Source organism: Bacteroides sp. UBA939 (genome assembly GCF_002293435.1).
Lineage (GTDB): Bacteria > Bacteroidota > Bacteroidia > Bacteroidales > Bacteroidaceae > Bacteroides.
Genome location: NZ_DBDF01000220.1, coordinates 1 through 4184, shown reverse-complemented (window position 1 = coordinate 4184; position 4184 = coordinate 1). Strand labels below are relative to the sequence as shown.

General features: G+C 45.9%; 4 protein-coding genes. 1 reads left to right on the top strand and 3 read right to left on the bottom strand.

What is annotated here, in order from left to right:
• Positions 1-67: 67 nt before the first annotated feature.
• From B2Z67_RS14480 to aroQ, 3 genes are all read right to left on the bottom strand, one after another.
• On the bottom strand, positions 68-697 hold the full coding sequence (locus B2Z67_RS14480; RefSeq protein WP_291530553.1) for an O-methyltransferase: 630 nt from the start codon (positions 695-697) through the stop codon (positions 68-70).
• 144 nt (positions 698-841) lie between these two features.
• On the bottom strand, positions 842-2299 hold the full coding sequence (gene pyk, locus B2Z67_RS14475; RefSeq protein WP_291530552.1) for a pyruvate kinase: 1458 nt from the start codon (positions 2297-2299) through the stop codon (positions 842-844).
• Positions 2300-2305: 6 nt separating this feature from the next.
• Positions 2306-2734, bottom strand: a complete 429-nt coding sequence (gene aroQ, locus B2Z67_RS14470; protein ID WP_291530551.1) for a type II 3-dehydroquinate dehydratase — start codon at positions 2732-2734, stop codon at positions 2306-2308.
• 468 nt (positions 2735-3202) lie between these two features.
• On the opposite strand from aroQ, the gene xerD reads away from it, so the two are divergent.
• A complete protein-coding gene (xerD, locus tag B2Z67_RS14465; protein WP_291530550.1) occupies positions 3203-4144 on the top strand; it encodes a site-specific tyrosine recombinase XerD in 942 nt (313 codons plus the stop codon).
• Positions 4145-4184: the final 40 nt, after the last annotated feature.

Here is a 4184-nt window from a genome sequence, read left to right as displayed (position 1 = left end):
TAAAAACAGAAAAACATCCTCAAAAAACAACTCTCAAAAGAATGCTGAGCAAAATCAAAACAGTTTCTTACTTCTTGCGTATAATGGTCAGTCCATCCCGCAAGGGAAGAATCACTTTTTCCACTCGCGCGTCCTGCGCTACATGGTCGTTGAACGCTTTGATACCAATGGTTTGCAAATCATTGTTGCGCGGATGTTCCTCTAATACATGACTGTCCCACAACGTGTTATCGGCAATGATGTATCCTCCGTCGGAAAGCCGGGGAAGTACCATTTCATAATAATCCGTGTACCTACGTTTGTCTGCGTCAATAAATGCCAGGTCGAACGTAACGTCAAGTTGCGGAACCAACTGCAATGCATCACCGATATAAAACGTTATTTTATCCGCATACCCGGAGCCTTCCAGCCACGGACGTGTAAAGTCTTCCTGTTCCTCGTTTATCTCAAACGTATATAGCATGCCGTCCTGCGCCAAGCCTTCCGCAAGGCAGAGGGCGGAATAGCCGCTATAGGTACCTATTTCCAATATCCGCCGGGGGCGTATCATCCTGACAAACATCTTCAACATCCGCCCTTGCAAATGCCCCGAAGCCATACGCGGATATAACAATTTCAGGTGCGTATCCCTGTAGAGAGCGTTCAGATATTCACCCTCTTCATCAATATGCTGTAGAATATATTCATCAATCGTCATGGGGAAATTGAAAGTTGAAAGTGGAAAGTTGAAAATTACTATACAGTTGAAAAATTGAAAGTTGAAAGTTGAAAGTTGAAAATTACGACACCACAGATAGCGCAGCCCAATTTTCAATTTTCAACTCTCAACTTTCAATTTCCCTCAAAGGTACCGGTTTTTGTTCGGCAAAACACTATCTCCCGAATACTTCAGGGCATCGCCCACAACATTGATTTCCAGGAAAGAAGTTTGCGTTCCGGCTTTACCGCTACTGAGGTAACCCACCATATCGGTTGCACTTAAACGGCCTTCTTTCAATAAGCGGCGCAATGCAGCAAAATAGTATTCCTGCCCGTTAGCTAATTCCGGCATGTAAATAGCCTCCACACCATAGGATAATGCCAGATGGCGCATTGTTTTTTCTTTATAGCAAATGGCCAGTACCGGATACTTGCCACGGAAAGCGGCAAGATTACGAGCGGTGCGTCCGCTGTAACTGTCGGTAATAATGGCGCGTATTTTTAGTTTGGTAGTAGCTTTTACGGCTTGCTTGGCAAGGAAAGCAGTCACATCGTTGCTGTTTTCATCCAACGGTATACGGATATCGTTATCCGGCAGTTTATCCTTTTCCGCCTGCGCTGCAATCTTCGTCATGGTATTTACAGCTTCCCTCGGATATTTCCCGTATGCGGTTTCGCCACTCAGCATCAAAGCATCCGTACGATAATAAATGGCATTGGCTATGTCCGTCACTTCCGCACGGGTAGGGCGGGGGTTGGTAATCATTGTATGCAACATCTGAGTAGCCACAATCACCGGTTTCTTGGCCAGGATGCACTTACGGATAAGTATGCGTTGAATACCGGGGATGCGTTCCTGCGATATTTCAATACCAAGGTCGCCGCGAGCCACCATCACGCCATCGGCAACTTCCAGTATCTCGTCGATGTTGTCCACTCCTTCCTGGTTTTCTATCTTGGCAATGATACGGATGTCGCTGTTGTGGGCATCCAGAATCTCCCGGATATCAAGTATATCCTGTTTGTTGCGGACGAAAGAATGTGCGATAAAGTCAATGTCTTTTTCAATGGCATAAAGAATATTATTCCGGTCTTTTTCCGTGAGAGAAGGCAGATTGATACGCACTCCCGGTACGTTGACGCTCTTGCGGCTTCCCAAGGTAGCGTCGTTCTGTACTTCGCAAACCAAATGTTCGGGGGTTTTCTCTACGACTATCATTTCCAGGTCGCCATCGTCGATAAGAATATGCACTCCAACAGTTACTTCGTGCACGAAATTAGGATAAGAAACGGAAATGCATTCACGGGTAGTCGGTTGTTCGGGATTACCTACCACGTTTACCCGGTCGCCTGTTCTATAAGGAATCGGTTCTTCACTGGTTGTGGTACGCACTTCCGGGCCTTTTGTATCCATCAGGATGGCAATGCGGTTGGATACAGCACGGATATTGCTTATCAACTTTTCAAGCCCGTCGTATCCGAGGTGCGCCGTATTCATACGCACCACATTCATACCGGCTTCAAACAATTCTTTTATAAAATCAACATCGCAACGTTTATCCGAAATAGTTGCAACAATCTTGGTTTGTTTCAATAACATAAGCGATTATTTAAGTTCATCATTTATGAGCGCTTCGAGTGCCAGGCGATAGGAGTTTAGTCCGAAACCGCAAATAACGCCTTTGCAAGCGCCGGCAATCATAGATACATGGCGGAAAGCCTCGCGGGCGTGCACATTAGATATGTGTACTTCAATCACCGGGGAAGTTACCGAGCGTATAGCATCCTGCAAAGCGATGGATGTATGGGTGTAAGCGCCTGCATTCAATATGATTCCGTCTACATCAAATCCGGTTTGCTGGATTTTGTCTATTAATTCCCCTTCAATGTTCGATTGGAAATAGTCTATCTGTACATCTGCATGTGTTTTACGAAGTCCGGCAAGGTAGTCCTCAAAAGTAACACTGCCATAAATAGAAGGTTCACGCTTGCCCAGCAAATTGATATTGGGGCCGTTAATAATTTGTATTATCATAACTTGTTGTTTTATGCCATTCTCTGTAGAGAACAATATTTCATGGCGCAAAGATAGTGATTTTCCCCCAATGAATGCCTAACTTATTTTTTCAGTTTGGATTTGAAAAACTTCTAATAACGATATGTCTCATTATATTTGTATAATATCAGGGCTTTACCCGCTCTGTTTCGGCCTGTATTTCTCCCATTTCCGAGCCTTATTTTTAAGAACTACCGGCATGTACCAACTCCATACCCGCTCCTTACCCGCTCCTTTCCTGCTCCTCTATTCCTCCCCCAAACAGTACCCATATGGGAGCAGGAGAGGAGCGGAAGAGGAGCAGGTATAAGGAAGGCACGATGAAAGTCCGGAAAAAGTACTTCTCCGGATGCCTGCGTCCGAACCTGTTGCAGATTAAATTCCGGCCAAAGCCAAGCCAAGTCCGAACTGTTTCTTATATTTGCAAATCAGCATGTGCAAAGAAGAATGAAACCAGACGAAAAAACAATAAGTAAAGAGAAAGAAGCACTGATAATCAGGAAGTATCAGCAATACCTGAAGCTGGAAAAAGCTCTTTCGCCTAATACGCTCGACGCTTACCTGACTGACCTCGACAAGCTGTTGCGCTTCCTGAAAGCAGAAAATACCGGCATCCTGGAAGTTACTCCGGACGACGTGCAACACTTTGCGGCAGGATTGCATGACATAGGCATCCATCCCCGTTCCCAGGCACGCATCGTTTCGGGAGTGAAATCGTTCTTCCACTTTCTCGTCATCGCAGACTACCGGGAGAGTGACCCGGCCGAACTGGTCGAAGGCCCTAAAATAGGATTCAAACTACCCGAAGTGCTCACCGTAGAAGAAATAGACACCATTATCGCTACCATAGATTTAAGCAAGAACGAAGGGCAACGCAACCGCGCTATTCTGGAAACGTTATACAGTTGCGGATTGCGGGTTTCAGAGCTTTGCAATCTTAAACTGTCCGACCTGTATTTTGACGAAGGCTTTATCAAAGTAGAAGGCAAAGGAAGCAAGCAGCGGCTGATTCCCATCTCTCCCCGCGCCATCAAAGAAATAAAGAACTGGCTGCCCGACCGGAACCTTGGCAAAATAAAAAAAGGATTCGAAGATTACGTATTCCTTGCCCGATGGGGAAACGGCATCTCCCGGATTATGGTTTTCCACATGATTAAAGAGTTAGCCGAAAAGGCGGGCATCACTAAAAATATCAGCCCGCACACCTTCCGCCATTCTTTTGCCACCCACCTGCTGGAAGGTGGCGCCAACCTGCGCGCCATCCAGAGTATGCTGGGACATGAGTCCATTGCAACAACAGAAATTTACACCCATATCGACCGCAATATGCTGCGCAGCGAGATCATCGAACATCACCCTCGAAACATTAAGTACCGGGAAGAAAAGTAACTACTCAGGCATACTAATAGTATCTCGTTTCTCCTCCTCC